This is a genomic window from Nitrosomonas sp. Nm84 (genome assembly GCF_003201565.1).
In the GTDB taxonomy this organism is placed as follows: Bacteria; Pseudomonadota; Gammaproteobacteria; order Burkholderiales; family Nitrosomonadaceae; genus Nitrosomonas.
In genome coordinates this window covers 59,062-81,604 of record NZ_QJJP01000005.1, presented here as the reverse complement: position 1 = coordinate 81,604, position 22,543 = coordinate 59,062, and the positions used below count along the sequence as shown (strand labels likewise).

General features: G+C 42.7%; 26 protein-coding genes and 1 pseudogene. 21 read left to right on the top strand and 6 right to left on the bottom strand.

Features of this window, described 5'->3' with window-relative positions; all coding sequences use genetic code 11:
• Positions 1-67: 67 nt before the first annotated feature.
• The 3 genes and pseudogenes from C8R34_RS04400 to C8R34_RS04390 form a co-directional block, all read right to left on the bottom strand.
• Positions 68-427: pseudogene (locus tag C8R34_RS04400) on the bottom strand (transposase); the annotation flags it as partial.
• Positions 428-601: 174 nt separating this feature from the next.
• Positions 602-856: a BrnA antitoxin family protein gene (locus tag C8R34_RS04395; RefSeq protein ID WP_110338228.1), complete on the bottom strand. Its 255-nt coding sequence runs from the start codon at positions 854-856 to the stop codon at positions 602-604.
• Entirely contained in the window at positions 831-1,115 is a 285-nt protein-coding gene (locus C8R34_RS04390; protein WP_110338226.1) for a BrnT family toxin, read from the bottom strand. Before C8R34_RS04390 ends, C8R34_RS04395 begins: the two co-directional genes overlap by 26 nt.
• 232 nt (positions 1,116-1,347) lie before the next feature.
• On the opposite strand from C8R34_RS04390, the gene C8R34_RS04385 reads away from it, so the two are divergent.
• The 5 genes from C8R34_RS04385 (at position 1,348) to C8R34_RS04365 (ending at position 4,766) form a co-directional block, all read left to right on the top strand.
• Positions 1,348-1,932: a recombinase family protein gene (locus C8R34_RS04385; protein WP_110338224.1), complete on the top strand. Its 585-nt coding sequence runs from the start codon at positions 1,348-1,350 to the stop codon at positions 1,930-1,932.
• Positions 1,933-2,042: 110 nt separating this feature from the next.
• A complete protein-coding gene (locus C8R34_RS04380) occupies positions 2,043-2,312 on the top strand; it encodes a type II toxin-antitoxin system ParD family antitoxin (protein ID WP_110338222.1) in 270 nt (89 codons plus the stop codon).
• A complete protein-coding gene (locus tag C8R34_RS04375) occupies positions 2,299-2,586 on the top strand; it encodes a type II toxin-antitoxin system RelE/ParE family toxin (protein ID WP_110338220.1) in 288 nt (95 codons plus the stop codon). Before C8R34_RS04380 ends, C8R34_RS04375 begins: the two co-directional genes overlap by 14 nt.
• A 1,111-nt stretch (positions 2,587-3,697) precedes the next feature.
• Positions 3,698-4,420 carry a ParA family protein gene (locus tag C8R34_RS04370; protein ID WP_110338218.1) on the top strand — a complete coding sequence of 241 codons (723 nt, stop codon included), beginning with the start codon at positions 3,698-3,700 and terminating at the stop codon, positions 4,418-4,420.
• On the top strand, positions 4,413-4,766 hold the full coding sequence (locus tag C8R34_RS04365) for a hypothetical protein (protein ID WP_110338216.1): 354 nt from the start codon (positions 4,413-4,415) through the stop codon (positions 4,764-4,766). The genes C8R34_RS04370 and C8R34_RS04365 overlap by 8 nt, the downstream gene beginning before the upstream one ends.
• Before the next feature lie 7 nt (positions 4,767-4,773).
• Here C8R34_RS04365 and C8R34_RS04360 read toward each other — a convergent pair whose 3' ends face one another.
• From C8R34_RS04360 to C8R34_RS04350, 3 genes are all read right to left on the bottom strand, one after another.
• Entirely contained in the window at positions 4,774-5,130 is a 357-nt protein-coding gene (locus C8R34_RS04360) for a KfrB domain-containing protein (RefSeq protein WP_132467063.1), read from the bottom strand.
• 767 nt (positions 5,131-5,897) lie between these two features.
• Positions 5,898-6,929, bottom strand: coding sequence for a hypothetical protein (locus tag C8R34_RS04355; protein ID WP_110338212.1), 1,032 nt, complete (start codon positions 6,927-6,929; stop codon positions 5,898-5,900).
• Between the two features lie 181 nt (positions 6,930-7,110).
• Positions 7,111-7,989 (bottom strand): ParB/RepB/Spo0J family partition protein, encoded by an 879-nt coding sequence (locus tag C8R34_RS04350; protein ID WP_110338211.1) that lies wholly within the window; start codon positions 7,987-7,989, stop codon positions 7,111-7,113.
• A gap of 282 nt (positions 7,990-8,271) precedes the next feature.
• Here C8R34_RS04350 and C8R34_RS04345 point away from each other — a divergent pair, with 282 nt between their 5' ends.
• The 16 genes from C8R34_RS04345 (at position 8,272) to C8R34_RS04270 (ending at position 22,541) form a co-directional block, all read left to right on the top strand.
• The gene (locus tag C8R34_RS04345) at positions 8,272-8,598 is read left to right on the top strand and encodes a helix-turn-helix domain-containing protein (RefSeq protein WP_375342113.1); all 327 of its coding nucleotides are present in this window, start codon (positions 8,272-8,274) and stop codon (positions 8,596-8,598) included.
• A 65-nt stretch (positions 8,599-8,663) separates the two neighbouring features.
• A complete protein-coding gene (gene trbB, locus C8R34_RS04340; protein WP_181415473.1) occupies positions 8,664-9,626 on the top strand; it encodes a P-type conjugative transfer ATPase TrbB in 963 nt (320 codons plus the stop codon).
• Between the two features lie 15 nt (positions 9,627-9,641).
• Complete coding sequence (locus C8R34_RS04335) at positions 9,642-10,052, top strand: TrbC/VirB2 family protein (RefSeq protein WP_110338207.1); 411 nt, start codon at positions 9,642-9,644, stop codon at positions 10,050-10,052.
• Positions 10,053-10,054: 2 nt separating this feature from the next.
• Positions 10,055-10,366 carry a conjugal transfer protein TrbD gene (locus C8R34_RS04330; RefSeq protein ID WP_110338205.1) on the top strand — a complete coding sequence of 104 codons (312 nt, stop codon included), beginning with the start codon at positions 10,055-10,057 and terminating at the stop codon, positions 10,364-10,366.
• Positions 10,363-12,900, top strand: a complete 2,538-nt coding sequence (locus tag C8R34_RS04325) for a VirB4 family type IV secretion/conjugal transfer ATPase (protein WP_110338203.1) — start codon at positions 10,363-10,365, stop codon at positions 12,898-12,900. The genes C8R34_RS04330 and C8R34_RS04325 overlap by 4 nt, the downstream gene beginning before the upstream one ends.
• Positions 12,897-13,655 carry a VirB8/TrbF family protein gene (locus tag C8R34_RS04320; RefSeq protein WP_110338201.1) on the top strand — a complete coding sequence of 253 codons (759 nt, stop codon included), beginning with the start codon at positions 12,897-12,899 and terminating at the stop codon, positions 13,653-13,655. Before C8R34_RS04325 ends, C8R34_RS04320 begins: the two co-directional genes overlap by 4 nt.
• A gap of 17 nt (positions 13,656-13,672) precedes the next feature.
• Positions 13,673-14,584 carry a P-type conjugative transfer protein TrbG gene (gene trbG, locus C8R34_RS04315; RefSeq protein WP_110338199.1) on the top strand — a complete coding sequence of 304 codons (912 nt, stop codon included), beginning with the start codon at positions 13,673-13,675 and terminating at the stop codon, positions 14,582-14,584.
• 1 nt (position 14,585) lies between these two features.
• The gene (locus C8R34_RS04310; RefSeq protein ID WP_110338197.1) at positions 14,586-15,023 is read left to right on the top strand and encodes a conjugal transfer protein TrbH; all 438 of its coding nucleotides are present in this window, start codon (positions 14,586-14,588) and stop codon (positions 15,021-15,023) included.
• Positions 15,024-16,379: a TrbI/VirB10 family protein gene (locus tag C8R34_RS04305; protein ID WP_207896436.1), complete on the top strand. Its 1,356-nt coding sequence runs from the start codon at positions 15,024-15,026 to the stop codon at positions 16,377-16,379.
• A gap of 17 nt (positions 16,380-16,396) precedes the next feature.
• A complete protein-coding gene (gene trbJ, locus C8R34_RS04300; RefSeq protein ID WP_110338193.1) occupies positions 16,397-17,194 on the top strand; it encodes a P-type conjugative transfer protein TrbJ in 798 nt (265 codons plus the stop codon).
• 21 nt (positions 17,195-17,215) lie between these two features.
• A complete protein-coding gene (locus C8R34_RS04295) occupies positions 17,216-17,422 on the top strand; it encodes a hypothetical protein (RefSeq protein ID WP_110338192.1) in 207 nt (68 codons plus the stop codon).
• 32 nt (positions 17,423-17,454) lie between these two features.
• A complete protein-coding gene (trbL, locus tag C8R34_RS04290; protein ID WP_258364352.1) occupies positions 17,455-18,588 on the top strand; it encodes a P-type conjugative transfer protein TrbL in 1,134 nt (377 codons plus the stop codon).
• Positions 18,589-18,614: 26 nt separating this feature from the next.
• Entirely contained in the window at positions 18,615-19,349 is a 735-nt protein-coding gene (locus C8R34_RS04285) for an OmpA family protein (protein WP_110338187.1), read from the top strand.
• 3 nt (positions 19,350-19,352) lie between these two features.
• Complete coding sequence (locus C8R34_RS04280; protein ID WP_110338185.1) at positions 19,353-19,796, top strand: transglycosylase SLT domain-containing protein; 444 nt, start codon at positions 19,353-19,355, stop codon at positions 19,794-19,796.
• A gap of 139 nt (positions 19,797-19,935) precedes the next feature.
• Positions 19,936-20,151: a conjugal transfer protein TraD gene (locus C8R34_RS04275; protein ID WP_258364351.1), complete on the top strand. Its 216-nt coding sequence runs from the start codon at positions 19,936-19,938 to the stop codon at positions 20,149-20,151.
• On the top strand, positions 20,148-22,541 hold the full coding sequence (locus C8R34_RS04270) for a zincin-like metallopeptidase domain-containing protein (RefSeq protein WP_110338181.1): 2,394 nt from the start codon (positions 20,148-20,150) through the stop codon (positions 22,539-22,541). The genes C8R34_RS04275 and C8R34_RS04270 overlap by 4 nt, the downstream gene beginning before the upstream one ends.
• Positions 22,542-22,543 lie beyond the last annotated feature (2 nt).

The window sequence follows — 22,543 nt, the reverse complement described above, 5'->3', positions numbered from 1 at the left end:
TTAATATATTGTTTCAGGGTAAATTACATGCCGATTTTGGGGTTTAGGGAACAATGGAACATAAAACTCGGGCATACAACGAGATGATCTTGTCATCAAAGCCCACCCAGCGGGTTTGATGCCTGGGAATGATTTGTGGCTCGAAACTGCCTTCACGGTCACGGGGGATCTCGATGGGCAATTTACCGAATTCACCTTTTAGGGTCTTGCGATTTTTACCATTTCTGACATTGCCGGTGGAATTGGTTACAGTTTCGTGCTTATCGTGACCAAGATGCCCGGCCATTTCTGCTTGCAAGGCACGTTCACTCAACGCTTTGGTGAGTTGCTTGAGAAGACCATTCTCACCGATTAAATCTTCTGGTTTTTTGTAATCAGCCAGCAGGCTATCAATTAAGTCGGTCGGTAGGGATTTGCGTGTAGTCATTTTTACTCCAAAAGCATATAAGCAGTTTCCTGCTAAATGACCATTTACACAAAATTATTTACACCCCCTGCAAAAAATAAGGCGCGTCCATATTGTCTTCGCAACCAATAGCTCTTCAGATTTCTTTTAGATCCACATTTCTTCAAAAATCATTTTTTGCAACAGAGCCTTAATTCACGATTCATTTTTATGGGCTTCGTAAAAGCTTCTCAAAATAGTATTCATTCTGGTTTGGTAGCCTTTACCTTGATTTTTAAACCATTCAACCATATCCGCATCAAAGCGCACCGTTAAACGTTCTTTTTTCTCAGGATGCACAAGTACTGCATTTTTCCAGAAAGTCTCGTCAAGTTCTGGAATGTCGCTGCAATCTATATCTTCATCCTTAATAGCTTTAATTTCCTTAAGACGTTTTTTTAATATGCTCATTGTACAATCTCCTTTCTTTCATCTTGGCCGGTCTCGCTGAAATAATACGCGTTAGACCATTTCTATCTGTGTGAACAACAACGATGATGATTTCCCCGTCAAGCGAACCAATGCTTATTTTTCGCGTCTCGTTGTAATTTTTACGATTATCAATCCATGTAAAAACATCGTTTTTAAAAATTTGGCACGCTTCATTAAAACCAATGCCATGCTTCTTTAGATTTGCTTTGTCTTTATCTGGATTCCATTCATAGCGCATTTGTTATATGTACAATATGTATGCACAAATGTCAAGCAATGTATGTTTCGTGAAATTTTACCAAAAATTCCTACTAAAACCCCCTTTTGACTGTTCCAAAAACGATCGTTTGTGGAACAACAGGCGCCCTACCCTAACTCGATATAAAAACTCCTGATAATGTGTTCCAAAACATTGTTCCGAATAAATCGTTCTGTTAATATCTTAAAAAACCGTTTTAGGAACATAAAATATGTTGATTGGCTATGCACGAGTTTCCACTCTTGATCAAAATCCACAATTACAGATTGAAGCGCTAAAAGAAGCGGGATGTAAAAAGATATTTACTGAAAAAATATCAGGAGCAAGTACAAAACGATTTCAGTTGGAAGATGCTCTTAACTATATGCGTGAAGGCGATACGCTGGTAATCTGGAAACTCTCCCGTCTTGCACGATCGCTGACTCAAATCATCAATACCGTCAAAAGTCTCGAAGATCGCCAGATCGGACTCAAAGTCATCACACAAAATATCGATACCGGCACACCGGAAGGTAGATTGTTCTTTCACATGAATGCGGCTTTTGACCAGTTTCAACGCGAAATCATTGTTGAAAATACCCGAGCAGGTCTGCAATCCGCACGCAGGAACGGTCGTATTGGAGGTAGGCCCACACTAATGACAGTGGATAAAATACGTACGGCACAAGCCATGCTCAAAGATACCGAGAATTACCCATTTATCTCCGACATCATTAAAACCCTTGGTATCGGCAGAACAACCTTCTATCGCCACTTCCCACCCGAGAAAATTGAACAACTCAGACCACAGCAATAAAAATCTATTATAAATGATCCCGATTGTAGACCCGCAGAAAGATCTTGATAGGGTATTCTTTTGGAGGTATTGTAGTGGTATATATTCATACCATACTTGGAGGTAAATTTATGGCCATTGTAAAAACAACGCTGAGTCTTACCGATCAAGACCGGCAATGGATGAATGAAATTATTGCAAGCGGTGAGTATGTGAGTAATAGCGAATATGTTCGTAATCTGATTCGTAGAGATAAAGAGCAACGTACCGAAAGCCCCGCTGAAATCAAGCTTATCCGCGCTAAATTGATTAAAGCCGAACAGAGCGGTTTTACGAATAAGAACCGTGATGAAATACTGGCAGATATTAAAGAAAAAGCGCGCCGCGATGGGGTTTTATAAAATAACCGAAGACGCGCAAGCAGATTTAAATAGGATTTGGCGACGAGGTTTTAAAGAATGGGGAGAATGTCAGGCTGACAAATATTACAATGCTTTTTTTGAACGCTTTGAATTGCTTGCAGAACAGCCCCTTTTGCATCCATCTGCTGACTATATCCGCAAAGGCTACAGAAAAAGCGTTTGCGGCGTTGATACTATTTATTACCGTGTTGTAAGTGACGCGGTTGAAATTATGAATATTCTTGGTCGACAAGATATTGAAAAATGGCTTTAAAAACTACAGCTAATTACCACCAAGTAGCTATCTAAATTTACACTTCGAATTTAAATCCATCATATAGATTACACCTTTACAAAACCTAATTCAGGAAATCATTATTAAGTTAATACATAGTATTGCAAAAACGTAATGCACTTTTGTAAAAATCTCAGTTTTATTAATCTTTTTCCAAAACCATTATTTGTAACAGAATCACCAATACTATCTAACAGATAACTAACAGTTAACCATATCTAACAGATATCTGTTAGATATGGTTAATAACAATTCTGCATATCTTGAAAATATTTCGTGGTAAATAAGAAAATTATCAGGCAACACTTATTACATTAATTTTGTGTAGGAAGAGAAGTTTATATCCATATATGTACTGTCTTGGTGATGACGTGTCTAGGAAAATTTTATTAGTTTTTTTTAGATTCATGTAGGTGCTTATTAGTAATAACTTGGGTGCTGTTTTTTACATTGCCGAAGTAGTTAGTACACACAGTATAGAAAATGTTTTGGTCATTGCAAGTTCTCGATGATTGTTTCTGCCCCCACTAATCTGACCTGATCTATGATTTTCGATTCCTTTTTCATTACTGTTCCGTAAGCTAGCTCTGAAATCAGTTAATTCATAATGCGTTATCCCGAGTTCTGGATGTAAAGATTTCGCATTTTACAAGATTAACTAAAGATAAAATATCATTCATTTAAGCGCTAATTTACGGGACAGGAACGAATCAATGTGCTAAATATAATCCACTTTCTAATTAGTTTAATGTTAGTTATAGTTATTATAAGGTTATCTATAAAATAACTATTAGTTATTTTTATGTATAACATATATTAAACTAATAGGTATATAATGTATAACTTATTGTTATATATATTTTCATGTAGTATATACAATTAGTTGACGAAGATAGGTATAACTAATAGGTAACTGAAATTATAGTTATTTATAAGTTATTTGATGGTTAACTATAGAATAACTATTATTTCATATAACAAAGGGTTATCTAAAAGTTGCTTATTTAGTAACTATAATATAGAGTAACTGTTAGTTATCTATTAGTTAAGGTTATCTATTTAATAACTATTAATATAGGAGTACAGTTATATGCCCGTTATAGTTTTTGCATCAAGTAAGGGAGGAGCCGGTAAGACAACAGCTTGTGTTGTTCTTGCTTGTGAGCTTGCCAGACAAGGTTTTGACAAAAATATAGAGGTTTCTTTAATTGATGCAGACCCAAACCAACATAGCGCAGCATGGGCAAAGCTAGAAGGTAAACCCAGTAATATACGACTTTATGATAATGTTACTGAAGAAAATATTCTAGATGTTATTGATCAGGCACAGGAACAAACTCCATTTGTTCTGGTTGACTTGGAAGGGGTTGCAAGCAGTGCAGTAGTTGGTGCAATAAGTCGTGCAGATCTTGTAATAGTTCCTTGTCAAGCTTCACAGAATGATGCCAAGGAAGCTGTTAAAACCATCAAGACTATTAAATATGGCGCGAATATTGCTCGTCGTGAAATTCCTTTCTCTGTTATGTTTACTCGGTTAAGTGCAGCAATTTTTACTAAAACAGGGAAGTATCTTACACAATCATTTAATGAGGCGGGTATAGATATACTTAAATGTTCTCTAATTGATAGGGAGGCATTTAAATCAATCTTTTCTTTTGGTGGTTCTGTCAATGCGTTAAAGACTGAAAATAAAAAAGAACAAATAAGCCTCGATAAAGCAGCCAAAAACTCTGAGAATTATGCTGAAGAAATTAAAAGGTTATTGAAAAAAGGTATTGAGCAACACTCTGAAAGGAGCATTACAAATGTCTAGTGAACGCGCATCATTGGGTTTAAATGAGGAACAAATAGACCTTGAAGAACTTGTAATTAAAGGACAAAAAGCGCATAAGTTAACCCTGGATCAACAAATGGCAATGGAAAGAGAAGGGGCAAAACTTGGTTTTGTTAGTCGACAGCCAAAAAAACGTCGAAGAGTTTCTCCTTATACTGCACAGTTTGGGGGAAAGTGTCGAGAGGGTATCAAAACTTTATTTCAGGATATAGGTGAACATTTGGGTTGTTATGATACTGAAACCCTTGAGAAAGCTATATTGGCATTAATACAAAAAGAAGGTTTAGACAAATTAGAAAATCGTTTCTATGAAATAACAAAATAATTTATGTTCACAACTTAATAGTTTGATTGAGTTTTTTTGAAACTTCTGTTGTGCTTACTTTGTTGTCTTCATATCTAATATTCATTAAGTGGCCTGGTTTTGGGATTTGGTTGAAGCAGCTTAAATCGTGCTTAATATATTGAGTTTGAGATCCTTTTTGTTGATAAAGCACATTTTCTATTTTGTCGATATAGATTACTTCTCCAATATTATCTTTTGAAAGGTCTGGATCAACTGTATTGTATAAATTATATATTCCGGGTTTGATGCCTTCAGCTTTACTTACTTTTTCTGTTTTCCATTCGCCAGCTGTTTCATTTTGAACTAATTTTTGGCCGTTCATGACGAGTAATCGTTTTTTCATAATATCAAACCTTCATTTTTAAATATAACTAGTTCAGACATCGAAAGTCATGTTTTTCATTTTTTCTTGGCGTTAATTTCTTTAGATTGTTTTTATGGTTGCAATCAAAATTGATTTAAGGTTATTTTTAGGTAAAAGAATATGAATAGTAGGGGGGTATACCCTTATTCGATTATTAATTGCCTTAGAAGTGCATGAGAGTGATTTGATGGGGTTATCTGCTATTTGGATAATGAACCTTTGTTGGGTAATATTATTTTTGATATGTATCAATCTGGAAGTATTTTAAATAATATTGATGTGGATTAAAAGTTAAATCATATAAAAGTCTTGTTTATTTATATGATTAAGAGAAGAAAAGAATAGGAAGTTATCCACAAGATAAAAGTGATTAAATATCAGTATGTTGTATGGTTATTCTTGCATTTAGTGTGAGTTAAACCTATAACATGGTGTTTAAGTGTGGGCTAAACCTATAAGTTATTTTGTTTTGTGTGAGTCAAACCTATATCTTTATTGCTTAAATGTGGTTTAAACCTATATCTTTTGTTTTTATCTGTGGTTTAAACCTATATCTTTTTAATTATAGTGTGAGTTAAACCTATGACTCTTAGCTTAAAGGTGAGTTAAACCTATAACGTAGTGTGGGTTCAACCTATAACATGTATGAGTCAAACCTATAACATATGTGGGTTAAACCTATATCATGTATGAGTCAAACCTATAACATATGTGGGTTAAACCTATATCATGTGTGAGTTAAACCTTTAACTATGTTTTTTGATAAAACGAATACCTGATTTCTGGGCTATTGTTTGTGTATCGCTAGCGCGTTTATTAGAAGCTATTTGTTCTTTAATAAATTGTTGTGTTGCTTTAATTGTATATTTTACATCTGTAATAGCTCTTCCAGTTTTACGTTCGTCAATTTCATAGGCAAGAATTATGCCTTTTTCTTGTAATTCATTAAAAGCAGATCGTATTTTTCTTCTGTTATCAATCTCACGTGTTTGTTGTAATAACCCGCTTGTCTGTTTTATATCTGAGTACATACAAGAATACGTTGTTGTTTGGCTGGCTTGGGTAAAGCGGTTGATAAGTCGTTTGTATATCCAACGGGTTAATTGCTCGTCACAACTCATTAAACGGTCGTAATTAAATTGTCTGTAATCTAGGTTGTTGATACTGTGACTGATGAAAAGGGGTAGCCTTGCGATATGATGTGTATCAGTAGAAGCAAGGTATTCATCACGACCAACGGTTACCAAATCCTGTAAAATAGCTCCTTTCCAGAGTTCTTTACCTTCTTTGCTAAATGTAAGAAGGCAAGAACTCATTACGTTGATAGCATGTTTTATTTCATCAATACTTCTGGCTCGTCCTTTTGTTTTAAGTGCTTTTTGTATCATTCCTAAAGTAAATTTAATCCAACTTTCTGTCTTTTCAGGGTCATGAATAGCATATTGTTGATCACTAAATATCTTCTTTAGTGCTTCTTCTACAAGTTCTTCTGTAACTCCAGGGAAAAAAGCTTTGTATTTTCCTTGTTTTTGTTTAACTAATGCCGGTTGAAAAGAGACCGTATATTCCTTTCCATTTTCTGTATAGGTCCATTCGTAAGGTTTTGCTAGCCCATCAGTAGTACGCAGCTTTTCAACTTGTTTAGCTGTAAAGAAATACTTCGGTATGCGCTCCCAAAGTTCAATTGTGTTAGAAACTTTACTTAGATCGTTGGTTACAAATTGAGAAAATAAATCAAGCTGCAAACTTTTTATAGGATCTTTTGGTGGTTTCTTCATTGGAGGTCTGTGGGTATTTGATGTATTAGATTTGCTGTAAATTATCGGCGAGTTAAGCATGTCTGACTACCCCTTTGACCCAGAAAATAAGTTAAAACTCCTATTAAGAGTTCTATTACAAAAAAAAGAATATTGATATATCGGTTATTTATTAGATTAAAACATCTTATATATCTTTTTATCATTTTGCAAAATTAACTAATTTATCGAGTAAAATTGATAGATTGTTTCGTTCTTGTTGTGTCAAGTTATCAAGTGCTTTAACTGAGCTATCATTTCGTAAGTCAATGCTTTTATGAAACTGACTTAAAAGAGATAATAATTCAACATTGGAGTATTGATATTGGCTTGCCTTCTTGTTGCTTTTCGCAGTTCTAGCACCTAAAAAATCACTTTTAGCTTCTGTCTTCTGCCTTTCTTCAGTCTTGATAAATTGGCGTAAAAGATTGACGGAACTTCGCGTTATCTCTTGTTTTGTGTCTGTAACCCAATCAATAACGATCTCAGGGGATTCTTTAAAGGCCCTTACAAGATCATTGATAATTACTACATCCCGAACTTTTCCAGCATTAAATATTGTTGCAATCGTGCTCGGTAGATTTAGTAATGTGTGATGTTGTGATACATATGCTGGAGATTTGCCAATCATCTTAGCGACTTCCGTATTTTTGAATCCTTTAGAATATTGATAACCGATGAAGTCAGCGATTTCTCTTGGAGTTAAAGCATCTCGTTGTAAGTTTTCAATCATTTGATCGACTTTAGAGTAATCGGTATCTATAAAAGCGGGAATGGTTTTTTTCTTGGCGAGTAAGGATGCTCGAAAGCGTCTAGCACCGTGATTGATGATAAAGCGACCTTCCGATTCTGGATTAGGATGGACTGATATCGGGGTTTTTACACCCCGCAAGCGGATAGTATCTGCAAGTTCTTGTAACGTAATAGGGTCAAATTCCGTACGTGGCTGGTCAGGGTCTTCATCAATCAGGCTTAGATCAAGTTCTAATGAAGTAACCGTATTAAATTTATCCTTTTTTATATCTTTAGTTGTATTCTTCATTTCATTTTATAAACTATTAATCTCTAATTAGGTTACTTAAATATATTTGCTCTGCATAATGAATGTAGAGCGGTATATCATTGTATATTTAAGAATATATTAGTTAAAGTTAAATATGATGCGCATCAATTACTGAATAGTAATTCCACAAACATATTTTTTACCAGATAAAATCTTTCAATACGACCCAAACCCATCGAAACAAGTCTAACGCAGGAGAAAGTAAGCTTGTATAACCAGATATTTTTAACAAATGTAATACGAGTACTGGATGAGTTGAACATGACAAAAGTAGAATTAGCTGAAAAAGCTAATATCTCACTATCTTTTTTGTCCGACCTGACAAAAGATAGGGCCAATCCATCATTAAGAATCATGGAAGCTATTGCAAATGCTCTGGAAACACCACTTCCTATTCTTTTGGAGCAAACAAATCTTTCTGAAGCAGAAATGAAGGAGCTTATGAGCGTTATACCAAAATCAAACTTACCTGAAGGTTTAGTGCGTGCATGTGGAACACTCACGAAGTTTCAAGCTTATCAGGTTCATCTTTGGGACACTGAAAACAAGAAGCAAGTATTAATCCATAAAAAAAGAAAAGAGAAATAGTTGTTGCTTTAATTAGTATCCCGTTATATTGTAAATATAGTTAAACAATAAAACGGGATATATCCATGTTGGAATCTGAGGAAAGCTGCTCGACGCTGAAAGACAGAGCCAAGCGCAAGCTGGATCGTGACATGGGACCATTATTAATCGATGCGTTAAATGATCCCCAAACAGTTGAAATAATGGTCAACGCCGATGGCCGAGTCTGGCAAGAAAAACTTGGCGTACCAATGGCATGTATCGGCAATCTGCGTCCAGCCCAGGCTGAAGCCATTATCAAAACAGTGGCCGGATACCACGGCAAAGAAATCACCCGGTTAAAACCGATTATTGAGGGCGAGTTTCCACTCGACGGCTCGCGCTTCGCGGGTCAACTTACTCCCATCGTGACATCCCCAACATTTGCTATCCGTAAAAAAGCCATTGCGATATTCACGTTAGAACAATACGTTGAACAAAGCATCATGACCCAAGCGCAGTACCACAAGCTTAAATCAGCAATTGCAGCCCACCGTAACATTCTGGTTGTAGGGGGTACGGGTTCTGGCAAAACTACTCTGGTTAATGCCATCATCAATGAAATGGTGCTCAATGACCCATCCGAGCGCATTTTCATCCTGGAGGATACCGGCGAGATTCAATGCGCCGCTGAGAATTTTGTGCAATATCATACAAGTCTTGATGTATCGATGACCCAATTACTCAAAACAACGCTGCGTATGCGACCGGATCGAATATTGGTCGGGGAGGTGAGGGGTGAGGAAGCATTGGATCTGCTCGATGCCTGGAACACAGGGCACGAGGGTGGGGCCGCCACTTTACATGCCAATGATGCATTGTCTGGTTTAACCAGACTCAAGTCACTGATTACCCGAAATAAATCAGCACCAAGAGATATTGAATCACTCATCGGCGAGGCCGTGCATCTGATTGTACATGTGACACGCACTCCATATGGACGGCGTATTCAAGAAATCATTGAAGTTCAAGGTTGTAAAAAAGGCAGTTACCAAATCAAGAAACTATAAACAAAGGGTCACAACATGAATTATCCGCTTGTAACTGTTAAATCTCCCGCCCACCAACTGTCTTTATGGGTCTTCTTTTTGTGTCTTTTGCTGCTCCCTGAAGTCGTTTTTGCTTCGATTGGTGGCGGCGGGGGTCTGCCCTATGAAACATGGCTGGTGAGTTTAAGAAACTCGGTTACTGGACCGGTTGCATTTACGTTATCCATTATCGGTATTGTCGTTGCGGGCGGTATTTTGATCTTTGGCGGGGAATTGAACGCGTTTTTTAGAACCTTGATTTTCATTGTGCTGGTCATGGCACTACTCATTGGCGCACAAAATATCATGACAAACCTGTTTTCTGGCGCAGTCATTACCCCATCCGCGCAAGAATCTCCGGACGTATTGTTTAGACCAGAAATCAAAATAATAGAGGGTAGGGGATAGTCATGGCGCTTCGCACTATTCCTATCCGTCAGGCCGCTAACCGCCCTAATCTTTTCATGGGGGGAGACAGGGAGATGGTGATGTTCTCCGGCCTCCTGGCTTTTACCTTGATATTCAGTGCATTTGAATTTAAAGCATTTGTTTTTGGCGTAATTTTGTGGACTTTCGCTCTGTACGTATTACGCCTGATGGCAAAGAATGACCCGCAATTGCGCCAGGTCTATTTGCGTCACCGCAAATATAGGGAGTACTACGCGTCACGTAGCACTCCTTTCTATAACAACAGCGCAGCGCAGGAGAAACAATACCGATGATAGAGGTCCTGATCTTCTTTTTTTCCGGTAGTGGAATGGTGCTGCTATTTGTTCTGATCATGCGCATACGTGCAGTTGAGAACAACCACAAACTGGACAGACACCGCTCTAAAACACCCGGTTTTGTTGATCTGCTTATCTATGCGTCGGTCGTGGATGATGGCGTGATTGTCGGCAAAGATGGGTCACTGATGACGGCCTGGATTTATCAGGGTTCTGACACAGCAAGCAGTACCCAGGCGGAACGTGAGCATGTTTCTCTACAAATCAATAATGCTTTATCGCGCCTTGGCGCCGGCTGGATGATCCATGTTGATGCGGTTCGTAAATCCGCAGAAGGCTATTCCGACAAAGGATTGTCGCATTTTCCTGATCCAGTTTCAGCCGCCATAGATGGCGAGCGGCGCAGAACTTTTGAGAGCACTGGTACTTTGTATGAGAGTTATTTTGTTTTGACTGCAACCTGGTTACCGCCCATGCTGGCAGAACGACAATTTGTTGATCTCATGTTTGATGATGGAGAAGCTGCGCCAGACAATAAAGCGCGAACCTTTAACCTCATTAACTATTTCAAGCGCGAGTGCTTGAATATTGAATCACGATTGTCCGGCACTATCGAATTGACGCGGCTACTCAGCCACAAAATAACCAATGAGGACAATTCAACCATTACCCATGATGATTTTTTGCGCTGGATACAGTTTTGCATAACGGGTATGGATGACCCAATGGTTTTACCTAAGAATCCCATGTACCTGGATGCGCTGCTAAGTGGACAGGAGTTCTGGGGTGGGGTCGTGCCTAAAATTGGCCGCAATTTTATCCAGGTGGTATCTATTGATGGTTTCCCCCTTGAATCCTCACCAGGAATCCTCAACGCCTTGTCTGAATTGCATTGTGTTTGCCGTTGGTCGACGCGCTATATCTTCATGGACAATCACGAGTCGGTAGCCCACCTGGAAAAGTTCGGTAAAAAATGGAAGCAGAAAGTGCGTGGTTTTTTTGATCAGGTATTTAATACGCATAGCAGCCATATTGATGAGAATGCCTTGAACATGGTGAGTGACGCACAATCAGCTATTTCTGAGACCAATAGTGGCCTGGTTTCACAAGGCTACTATACCAGCGTAGTCGTGTTGATGAGCCAGAGCAGAGAAATACTGGAAGCATCTGCGTTGCAAGCTGTCAAAGCGATTAATCATTTGGGATTTAAAGCGCGTATTGAAACCATCAACACCATCGATGCGTACCTGGGTAGCTTGCCCGGGCATGGGGTTGAGAATGTTCGCCGCCCCTTGTTAAACACCATGAATCTTGCGGATTTAATACCGCTCAACACGATTTGGCCTGGAATGAATGCAGCGCCCTGTCCGATGTATCCGCCGATGGCACCACCGCTCATGCACTGTATTACGCAAGGGGCAACGCCTTTTCGTCTCAACTTGCACGTTGGAGACATTGGACACACTTTCATGTTTGGCCCAACCGGTGCTGGTAAATCAACGCATCTAGCCCTCATAGCTGCGCAACTGCGGCGCTACAAGGGCATGTCCATTTATTGCTTTGATAAAGGCATGTCGATGTATCCACTTACCCAAGCCGTTGGCGGCAAGCATTTTTGCGTGGCCTCCGATGATGACGCGCTGGCGTTTTGCCCCCTTCAATTCCTCGAAACAAAAGGAGATCGCGCCTGGGCGCTGGAATGGATTAGTACCATCATCGAACTCAATAATATTGCCATCACCCCGAATCAGCGCAATGAAATCAGTAGCGCACTGACCAGCATGCATCAAAGTGGCGCTAAAACCTTATCAGAGTTTTCGGTAACGATTCAGGATGAGGCGATTCGTGAAGTGATGCTGCAATATACTGTTGACGGCATGATGGGGCATTTGCTCGATGCCGAAGCAGATGGACTCCAACTGGCTGATTTCACCACATTCGAGATTGAAGAACTGATGAATATCGGCGAGAAATATGCGCTGCCAACCTTGCTCTACCTGTTTCGCCGCATTGAGCGTAGTTTACACGGCCAACCAGCGGCAATCATACTGGATGAAGCCTGGATTATGCTCGGTCATAAGGTATTCCGAGAAAAAATCCGCGAATGGCTGAAAGTCATGCGTAAAGCCAATTGCCTAGTGCTTATGGCGACGCAAAACCTGTCAGATGCAGCCAATAGCGGGATTTTGGATGTGATTGTTGAATCCACCGCCACAAAAATATTCCTGCCGAATGTGCATGCCCGTGATGAAGAGGCATCCGCACTTTATCGGCGCATGGGACTCAATACCCGCCAGATTGAAATTCTCGCAACAGCCAAGGCCAAGCGTCAATATTACTGTGTTTCCGAGAATGGCCGAAGGCTTTATGAGTTGGCATTGGGTCAGATTGCCCTGGCCTTTGTCGGCGCATCGGACAAAGAATCCATCGCCACCATTAAACACTTGATTTCAAAATATGGTGATGATTGGGTTAAGGAATGGCTCGATATGAAAGATCTGACGCTAAATTTTAATGAGGGTAGGGCATGAGTACCATAAAAGATTTTTTCCTGCGCAAGCCGGGCACCGATGAACGATTAAGTGACGAGATCATCGAGGATGGCCGTAGGGCAGGGGAGAATCAAAACCCTTACCTCAATGCGCGCAGAACCTGGAATGATCACATGGGCTCTGTCGCAGCATCGCGCAATATGTGGCAAATCATGGCCATACTCAGTTTCATGATCGTTTTGGCGGCAGTGGGCGGCGTTATTTATATCGGCAGTCAGTCCAAGTTTATTCCCTATGTGGTGCAAATTGACAAAATGGGCGAAGCGGTCGCGGTATTACGCGCGGATATTGCATCACCGGCTGATCCGCGGGTAATTCATGCGTCGGTTGCCGCATTTATTACTGATTTACGCATGGTAACGCCGGACATTGCATTGCAGCGCCGGGCTATTTTCCGGGCATATGCAATGCTCTCACCCAATGCCCCAGCTACTGCTAAAACAAACGTATGGCTCAATGGGACAGAGGATAGCAGTCCTTTTAAGCGGGCGGCCACAGAAACCGTCAGTATCGAGATTATCTCGGTCATACCCCAAACTCCCGAGACATGGCAGGTCGATTGGAATGAAACCACCTATGATCGGCAAGGCCATATTGCAATGACTCCTTTTAAAATGCGCGCGCTGTTAACTATCTATAGCGTTGGATCGACGGCAAATACAACGGAAGAACAAATACGAAATAATCCATTGGGTATTTATATCAATGATTACTCCTGGTCGAAGCAGATTTAGAGGTTAAGGGGACCATAATGAACACGCTCGGAATAATATTTACTGCACTATGTGTCAGTTTCCTTTCTTCGGTTGTTTTGGCAGCGGGCAGTAATTTTCCGGATGCCTATTTTGCAAAAGATAATCCAAAGCTCACGCCACAGGAAAGAGCATCGATTGAAATAGCCCGGAAATGGCAGCAATCCAGCGCCACGGGAATCAAACCGGTTGCCGGACCTGATGGCACCATCCGTTTTTTATTTGGCGCACAACAACCCAGCATTGTCTGCGCAGTGTTGCAGGTTTGCGATATACAACTGCAACCCGGCGAACAAGTCAATTCTATTCACCTGGGCGATCAAGTGCGCTGGCAAGTCGAACCGGCAATAACCGGGCGCGGTGCATTCGAAGTACAACATTTAATCGTCAAACCGCTGGATGTCGGACTGGAAACCTCACTGGTCGTGACCACCGATCGGCGCACGTATCACATGCGCCTTCGTTCACACCGGCAGGAATTCATGCCGCGCGTGGCCTTTATTTATCCCGAAGATGCCCAGGCCAAATGGGATGCCGTCAAACTGAGAGAAAACCGCGCAATGGCCATTAAACAAGCCAGAACCCTACCCGCAACAGGAGAGTATTTAGGCGATCTTGATTTCTTGTATAGCGTGTCAGGCTCGGCCGCCTGGAAACCGCTGCGCGTCTATAACGATGGCAAAAAAACCATTATTCAGATGCCGAGCACATTTTCGCAACAGGAAGCCCCGGTTTTAATGGTGGTACGCAAAGAAGGAGGCTTTTTCTCAAAAGACACGCAGGTCATGGTGAATTATCGTTTGCAGCATGACCGGTACATCGTGGATGCGGTTTTTGATAAAGCGTATCTGATTGCGGGTGTAGGCAGCGATCAAAGCCGCGTAACAATCACCAAAACACAAGGAAATTAATATGTTTCGGTTATCAATGCCTATTTTGCTATTCATGCTGGCTGGTTGTGCCACCACACCATACGGCAATTTTGTGGCGGCGAACGATGAAGCGCACAACAAAAGCATAGCTCATGATGTGACGCAGCAACTGATAGCGCTTTATCCACCGGCTACAACACAATTCAAACTGCAACACCCAACGGCGGATTCATTTGGCGATGCTTTAGTGGATAGTTTACGAACCGGGGGCTACGCCATCATTGAGCATCAAAAGCAGCGCCTCAACAAAGCAGCAGAACCAACAATATCGGATGGCATGACCCTTGGGTATATCTTTGACCGCATGGACGGCTTATACCGCCTTACAGTCCTGGTAGATCAGCATGTGCTGACTCGCGCGTATAGTTCCAAAGAGAACACCATAAACCCTGCAGGTTACTGGGTGCGCAAGGAGTAAATGATGAATATGGCTGCTGATACATCCCCTGATACCGTCTCGTCATCGGGCGTGCGCCGGGTTAACAATCTACCGATTTATATTGTTGTCGGCATTATGTTGGTCTTTTTGTTAATCATGATGATTGTTGCGATGAATCGCTCAGATCAGCAAAACTCTGAGAGTAAGGAAGAAAGAACAGAAGTAGGGTCGACTAATTTATTAGCGGCAATGATCACGGGTGATTTTAAGGATGGGATTATTGAACCCAAAATACCACCCCCTAGAATACCTGACATCCCACAGGAAATACTCATTGCGCGTCCTGATAATCTTGATTTGCCGCCATTGCCTGCAGTAAACACAATGCATCCCGTGATGGAATCACCCGAATATCAGCATATTCGTCAGCTTAAGATGCAACAATTTGAAGAGGCAGTCAAAGCCAAAACAAACGTCACCATCGCAGCACCCAGAAGCGCAGGCTCTGCACCGAGTGCCACACCCAGCCGAGAGGAGGCATTGGCGCGCATAACCGCAGTCAGACAACAAGTCGATGCACAAGTTAAAGACGATCCTACTGCCACTTATTTGGCGCGATTGCAACAAATCAGGGACAGTGGATTGAGCGGTGACCGGAATGGCCTGGATGCCCTGGATAATTTACCGACGGAATTAATCGATGCGGATTCAAAAAGACCCAATAACGATTATACAAATTTTGATGTAACGGGGCAGGGGAGTCGTTGGGAACTGGATAGCAAACCAGCAGCACCCGAAACACCGTATAGCCTGCTGGCGGGATTTGTCATCCCGGCGGTGCTTATTTCCGGTATTAATTCAGAACTGCCCGGCCAGATCATGGCGCAAGTCAGTCAAGATATTTATGACACGCCCGTGGGAAAACACCGTCTGGTACCCCAAGGGGCGCGGCTGGTAGGGGAATATTCCAGTGATGTTGCCTATGGTCAATCGCGTGTACTGGTTGCCTGGCAGCGGATTATTTTCCCCGATGGCAAGACCATGGATATCGGTGCGATGCCGGGCGCTGACGGTATCGGTCAGGCGGGATTCAAGGATCAGGTGAATAATCATTATTTACGCATATTCGGATCGGCATTATTGATGTCAGCCGTGATCGCTGGAGCCACGTACAGTCAGCGTGATGCCGGGGGAGGGGGTGTATTCGGGCGACAAAATGCCGGTAGCATCTTGAGTCAGTCGCTAGGCCAGCAACTGGGCCAAGCCACCACGCGTTTAATGATGAAAAACCTGAATATTGCGCCCACACTGGAAATACGCCCAGGCTTTAGATTCAATGTCATTGTGACCAAGGACATGGTGTTTTCTAAACCGTATCAATCGTTTGATTATTAACTCAAGGAGCATCTAACATGATAAACCGTAAAAACATAACCGCCCTTGGGGTAGCAATACTGCTCGTAATTATTAGCGCTGGGTATTCCTCAAAAAGCCACGCAGGGGGGATGGCTGTGATTGATCTATCGAATATACAACAGACTACGGTCACCGCTTATGAGAGTGTAGAAATGCGGCTCAAGCAGATCGATCAGTATCGAACGCAATTGCAGCAATATGAAAACATGCTCAGAAACACGGTAGCACCGGCAGCTTATGTTTGGGCAAAAGCGGAATATACGATGAACCGGTTAGTCCAAGCATCGAATACACTTAAATATTATCAAGACCAGGGCGGTGTAGAAAACTATCTGAACCGGTACCGAAACGCGAGTTATTACAGTGGTTCACCCTGTTTTAATCTGGAGGGCAAATGCTCAGACTCAGCCTGGGATTTGATCAAGCAAGGGCAAACAACCAGCACCAGCGCGCAAAAAAGTGCTAATGATGCATCATTGCGGGGCCTGGAAATACATCAGGATGGAGTGCCTCTCGATGCCGCGCATTTGCAATTGTTGCAATCACGGGCAGAAACAGCAGGCGGGCAGTTGGAAGCGATTCAGTACGCCAACCAATTAGCTGCCTATCAGTCCAACCAACTGTTGCAATTGCGTACCATGATGATTGCACAGTTTAATGCAGAGAATGCCAGAAATCAGGCGCAAACGGATCGAGAAGCCATGCAGCAAGCCGCACATCAGGCCGCAACCAAACGGCTAAGTCCACAAACTTTGCCACCGGCAAAAGCATGGAATGTTCGAGATATATTTTAATTTAAACCAAAGGAATCAATTATGAAAACCAATCAAACGCTAATTATTACGATAGCGGCTGCATTACTTTTTACACTGATAGGCTGTGGTGATCACGTGGATGGAGACGGAAAGATTGTCCTAAAGGAGCCTAAGCCAGAGCATGTGGATAGAGGGATACACTTTAGCGTAACCCATGGACTGGTTGATCAAGATGGCAATCCTGTCGCATCTGACGAAGCACAGTAATCATTCAATCTAATTGTTAGAGGATCAACCCTGTGAATCAATCGAATCTATGTCTCTTTTTTAGTGCCTTAATTTTGATGTTGTTTTCTACAGCCGCATTTGCGGAGTTGGCCTATATTGATCCGGCAACGAACCAAAGCGTTCTGGAACAGGTTACTCAAAAGTTTTTTAATAAGGCCAAAAACTGGCATACCGCCCTGGAAGCGGCAGCAACACGTCTATTCTGGACGCTGGTGTTAATTTCGATGGTGTGGACGTTTGGCATGATGATTCTACGCAAGGCTGATCTTGGAGATTTCTTTGCGGAATTTACTCGATTTATAATATTTACGGGATTTTTCTTCTGGTTACTGAGCAATGCTGTGTCAGGACACAATATTGGTGGAACCATTATTGAATCCATGCAGGTATTGGGTAATCAGGCTTCAGGGATGACTGGGTCAGGGCACGGTAATGTAATGGATATAGGCTTTCAAATATTTAGACTAGGGTACGATAATTTAAACGTTCTAAGTCCAATTGACAGCCTACTAGCCATCATTCTTTCACTCATTATCCTAATTATTCTCGCGGTCATCGCAGTCAACATGTTGTTGCTGCTAATTTCTTCCTGGGTACTCTTATACGCAGGTATTTTCTTATTAGGTTTTGGTGGCTCGCGCTGGACGACTGATTTCGCCATTAACTACTTTAAAACAGTTTTGGGGATCGGTATTCAGTTAATGGTCATGACTTTGATCGTTGGGATTGGTAGTGATTTTCTGATTAACTATTATGGAAAAATGAATCAAAACATCATGAACTTTGAAGAATTGGGTGTCATGTTAATTTTTGTGATTGCGTTTTATGTTTTGATTTCAAAACTACCGCCCATGATAGCCGGAATTATTACCGGTAGCAGTATTAATGCGGGAGGGGTTGGTAATTATGGTGGAGGTCATGTCATCGGTGCGGCAGCCACATCGATGGCCGTTGCTAGCATGGGACTCTCTAAGGCAGCGGGAGCGATATCGTCGGTTGCATCAATATTAGGTGGAGGCAATAGTGCAATAGATGCTGTTAAGTCGGCAGCTTCGGTAGCAGGAGAGGGAGAATTCAGCGCACCAAGCAAAAGTAAGGGCGTATCAAACTATCCTTTTAAGTCACCAGCACAGAAATCCTACTAATACCCTCAAACAAAGGGAATATAACCATGAAAAAATTACTTACATTTTTGGCGTTACTGTTTTTTCTGGGTGGCTGTGCCACTATGAGCGAATCCCAGCAAAGCACAGCAAAAGGCACCGCCATGGGTACGGGTGCAGGTGCCGCGGTTGGGGCCATTATCGGCGCCATAGCCGGAGACCCGGCGCTGGGTGCAGGAATTGGTGCGGGTGTCGGTGCAGTGGGGGGCTATATCTGGTCCAACCGGATGGAAGAACAAAAAAGGAAAATGGAAGCGGCGACCGAAGGCACAAAGGTTTCTGTGACTCAAACCGCTGACAATCAGCTAAAAGTCAATGTTCCCAGCGATATTTCCTTTGATACCGGGCAATCCACCATAAAACCCGAAATGCATCCGGTACTCAATAGCCTGACCGCAGGACTCATAAGTAATCCAGATTCTCAGGTAACCATTATCGGTTATACCGATGATACCGGCAATGATGCCATTAATAACCCCTTATCGGTCAATCGTGCTGCCAGTACACGTGAATATCTGGTAAGTCAGGGCATTACATCCAATCGTATCAGTATTGATGGTCGCGGTTCTGCTGAGCCGGTGGCACCCAACACTTCCCCTGAAAACAGGGCAAAAAATCGTCGTGTCGAGATTCTGGTGAAAGAAGCGCAACCACAGCCACCACAACAGCAGCCACAAGTACAAGAACAAGAACTGCCGCAGGATCAGGATCAGCAACGATATATTCAGCAACCGGCGCATTAATCCATGATGGATCTGCCACCCGATCAGCAGGATAGAATCGTGTGTTCAATCACGGCGGCGATCAAGTACGAAATACCGGCCAATATACTTTTGGCCATTGCGGAAAAAGAAGGAGGCAAACCGGGACAATGGGTGAGTAACCGCAATGGAACCCATGATGTCGGTTCGATGCAATTCAATACGGCCTATTTGAGCGATTTAGCACGATACGGGATCACTCCCAGTGATGCAGCACTGCCTGGTTGCTATCCCTATGAGCTGGCCGCCTGGCGAATCCGCCTGCATATTAAGCAGGATAAAGGCGATGTGTGGACAAAAGCGTCCAATTATCATTCACGTACGCCAAAAGTCAATGCGACCTATCGGGCTGATTTGATGGCTAAAGCCACTCAATGGGCTGATTGGCTGGAAGATCGTTTCAGGGCACCGTTAAACCCAAAAAAATAAATTACTCACAAATCCTGTGGATAGAACTGTGAATAACCGGCCTATGTTACGCAACGCTAATGTCATTTGAGTTCCGCCTAAATGACAGGCAAAAATCCTATGAAATCTTTGTGGGAATAGAGCAGAAATGAAGGAGTAAATGATGAACAAACCCGAAACCCCAGCATTGGAAACAGATCTGAAAATAATGGACTCCGTGATAGACGAAAAGCTGCAAGATATGGAAACACCCGGTTTTCAGGCTGAATTTGACCCTCAGGAGGCTGAAAGACTGGGAGCTTTTGAGGAAAGTGCTTTAAGTGAACAAGACGCGCTGGATAGCACTATGGATCAACTGCAGGTGAGGGCGAAATGAAGCCAATTAAGAAAGCTTTTCATGAACAAGTGGCCGAAAACCTGATTGAGCAATTAAAGCAGGGCACCGCACCGTGGCAAAAGCCATGGAAGCCGGGTGATCCGCTTTTGACATTACCCCACAATCCCACCACAAATAAGCGCTATCGAGGCATTAATACCCTGAACCTGATGAGCCGATCCTATTCTGATCCGCGCTGGTTGACGTTCAAGCAGGCAGTGAGCATTGGCGCCCAGGTGCGCAAAGGCGAGCAGGGCACGCAGGTACAATATTGGAAATTCACCGAAGATCGCACCCAAAAAGATGCCAACGGCAATTCTGTTCTCGACAGTGAGGGTCAGCAAATTAAAGAACAGGTAAAACTTGAACGCCCAAGAGCGTTTTACGCCACAGTATTTAATGGCGAGCAGATTGATAATCTGCCCCAGCTTGAAATTAAAACACCGGACTGGAATCCGATTGATCGGGCTGAAGAGATATTACAAGCCTCAAATGCGGTCATCAAGCACGGGGAATCCGATCGTGCATTTTACCGTCCGGCCACAGACAGTATCCATTTGCCGCACAAACACCAGTTTCCAACCCCCGATCGCTATTACGCCACAGCGCTACATGAGCTGGGTCACTGGAGCGGCCATGAATTGCGCTTAAATCGTGACTTATCTAACCCATTCGGCAGCGAAGGCTACGCGAAAGAAGAATTACGCGCTGAGATTGCCAGCATGATTTTAGGCAGTGAACTGGGAATCGGCCATGATCCAGGGCAACATGCTGCTTATGTGGGTTCATGGATAAAAGTACTGGAACAAGATCCGAAAGAGATTTTTCGTGCGGCAGCTGATGCTGAAAAAATTCAGGATTACGTACTATCATTATCACGGACGCAGGAAGTGGTTCAGGAGCAAGACAATTTGGACCAGCCCATAATGCTGGCGCAATCATTGATAATGGATACAGAGCAGAATTTACAGAGTAAGGCGAACGAAATGGACAAAAACCCCTCCAGTGAACTTGAATCGAAACTATCCAGCAAAGAAGCTCCTGAAAAACAAGGCATAACTACACGCCAATATCTGGTCGTTCCTTTTAAGGAAAAAGACCAGGCCAAAGCGGCGGGTGCGAACTGGGACAATGCCGCCAAATCCTGGTATGTAGGCAAGAATGCTGACATAAGCGCATTACAGCGCTGGTTGCCGGAGAATGTATCCGCACAACAGGAACCCGCCTTGAATCCTGAAGCGGAATTTGCTGAATTGTTACGTGCCAACAATTGCATTATTGACGGTAATCATCCTGCAATGGATGGCAGCACACACAGAATCAAGGTTGCCGGTGACAAGGCGAGCGAGAAATCCGGTTTCTATGTCGCGCACCTGGATGGTCATCCTGCCGGTTATTTCAAGAATAACCGAACCGGTATCGAGGCGCACTGGAAGGCCAAAGGATATTCGCTCACAGACGAACAAAAAGCAGCCTTTGTGACACAGGCCGCGATCAAGCAGCAAAACAGAAAAGTCGAGCTGCATGAGCAGCAATTGAAAGTGGCTGCAGCAGTCAAGGAATTGCTGCTAATCGCACCAATTGCAGACCCTTTCCATCCTTACCTATCGGATAAGAATGCGCGCCCGTGGAACTTGAGAATCGTACCTGAGAATGCCGATGCTTTGCCCGCGGATTCTATGATCAAAATTGCTAAAGACTGGAAGGAAGCCAAGGCATTGCGTGAAGAAAACCCCAGTAACATCGTTTTAACAGCCGGTGATTTATTACTGTCGGCGCAAGACATCAATGGACAAACCTGGACAGTGCAAACAATACAACCGAGTGGCGCCAAGTTTTTTGTAACGGGTAGTAAAAAGGAGAGCCATTTCCATGTGGTCGATGCTGAGAACAGGGGATTGAGCGCACTGGATGCAGCACCTGCCATCGTGATCTCAGAAGGCTATGCGACTGCAGACACGCTATCCCAAGCCCTGGATGCTCCCGTAGTTGCCGCGTTTGATTCAGGCAATTTGTCCAAGGTGGCTCAAGTCCTGCATGAAAAATACCCGCACAAACCCATTGTGATCGCCGGAGATGATGATTTCCTCCAGGAATCAGTCAATGGCATCAATCCAGGCCGAGAAAAAGCCATCGAAGCTGCAAAAGTGGTGAATGGTGTGGCAGTTTTTCCGACTTTTGCACCTGATGAGCAAGTGTCACTGAAACTCAGTGATTTTAATGATCTGGCCAATAAAAGTACGCTGGGTATTGAGGCGGTTAAACGCCAAGTTGGATCGGTTGTTGAACGAATCATTCGGCAAAACATGGAACAAATGTCGCAACTTCGTACAGATATTGCACAACCAGACGTGGAAGGAAAAAAACAAAAACGCGCACTGACGCAATAACC